The sequence below is a fragment of the Streptomyces hirsutus genome (assembly GCF_001418415.1).
Lineage (GTDB): Bacteria > Actinomycetota > Actinomycetes > Streptomycetales > Streptomycetaceae > Streptomyces > Streptomyces hirsutus.
This window is the reverse complement of record NZ_LIQT01000640.1, coordinates 1-1324: the sequence shown is the minus strand read 5'-3', so window position 1 is coordinate 1324 and position 1324 is coordinate 1. Positions and strand designations below refer to the sequence as shown.

Here is a 1324-nt window from a genome sequence, read left to right as displayed (position 1 = left end):
CCCCGACCGCCGATCCGGCCGACACCACCACCACCACCGCGGCGACGTCGCCGGCGAACGCGGCCCCGGCCGACGACGACCAGGCGGTAGGGCTGCGCGAGGCCCACGAACACCACCTGCGAAGTGCCGTCACCTTTCGTTTGCTTTGTCCACGAGATTGAGCAGCAGATGTTCACCTGGTCGAGAGGCACCTGATCCGCTGCGAAGTCAATGTTCACGAGAACCGACAGCACGGTTGCTGAAGCTTGGTCACGTGTCATCGAGGTCTGAGTGAGTACCCCACCCCTACTCCTGTGAGTACGCGCACTCACGTGGAGGCGGTGGCTTGATCGGAAACTTGGCACATGAGAACCCCTGTCTCGACCAGCGCGGTCGCCTGCTCCCCGCGCCGTCTGCGGCTCACGCTCGCGATAGCAGCTCTCACCACTCTGGCGCTCACCGCCTGCGGCACGGAGAAGGCAGGCGCCGACGGACCGCAAAGCAAGCACGTTGACACCGTCGGGGCCCGGCCCAGCGCGGCCTTCACAGAGATGCTGAACAAGGTCGCGCAGTCGTGTCCCCCGAGCGCTGCGCCAGAGGCGCCGCCGACCGGTCCGGCGGAGACGTTGCCGCCCGGCACGGTGAAGACACCGCCGAGCGACGCGATCGAGCCCATCGCCCCCACGGCGGGGCCGGAAGTGGAGCTGAACGCTCGCGACTGGTGCGCGGGCGTTCACCATGAACAGCGCATCGCCCAAGCGCTGTGGGATCTGGCGGATCCCACCCCCACCAAGGTCAGGACGATCCTGAACGACCTCGGCTACATCAACGAGCGCATCCACGGCCTTAAGCAGTCCGGTACGACCACGCGATTCTTCCTCGATCTGCGCGACCGAGGCGGACGGCTCTGCTTGGACGGCTCGGCGGTCGGCGAGCAGACCGTCGTCGAAATGTGCGTAGCCCCCGCGACCGGTCCGTTCACGCCTGAAAAACGGTAACCACCAGCTCGCCCCCAACAGCCTCTTGGGCGACAAGGACAGGAGGCGTCAGTGCTGTCGCTTCTCGTGAACAAATCGGACTCGTTTCAGCAGCCAGGTGACTCCCGAACCTACGTCGAAGCGCTGGCCAACCTCGTGGGCAGAACCATTTCGTCGAGATTCACCAGGCGAGTGATCACCGACCGCCTCCGGAACCTGCCGGCCATCGCTGTGCCTGGAGGTGAACGAAGCCACCCGGCCACGCCGCCACCCGAGGACAGCCCCCGACCACCGCACCGAGACGACCATCCGCTTCGCCATCCGGACCAGCTGGTCGTGTACACAGTCAGGGGCCGTCAGCGGCGTCC

The 1324-nt window shown here is 66.4% G+C and carries 2 protein-coding genes; both read left to right on the top strand.

The window, feature by feature from the left end; all coding sequences use genetic code 11:
* The first annotated feature begins 344 nt into the window (after positions 1 to 344).
* Positions 345 to 977 (top strand): hypothetical protein, encoded by a 633-nt coding sequence (locus AOK11_RS45855; protein WP_063793575.1) that lies wholly within the window; start codon positions 345 to 347, stop codon positions 975 to 977.
* A 51-nt stretch (positions 978 to 1028) separates the two neighbouring features.
* A partial coding sequence (locus tag AOK11_RS44220; RefSeq protein ID WP_206188997.1) for a hypothetical protein occupies positions 1029 to 1324 on the top strand: 296 nt, incomplete at its 3' end.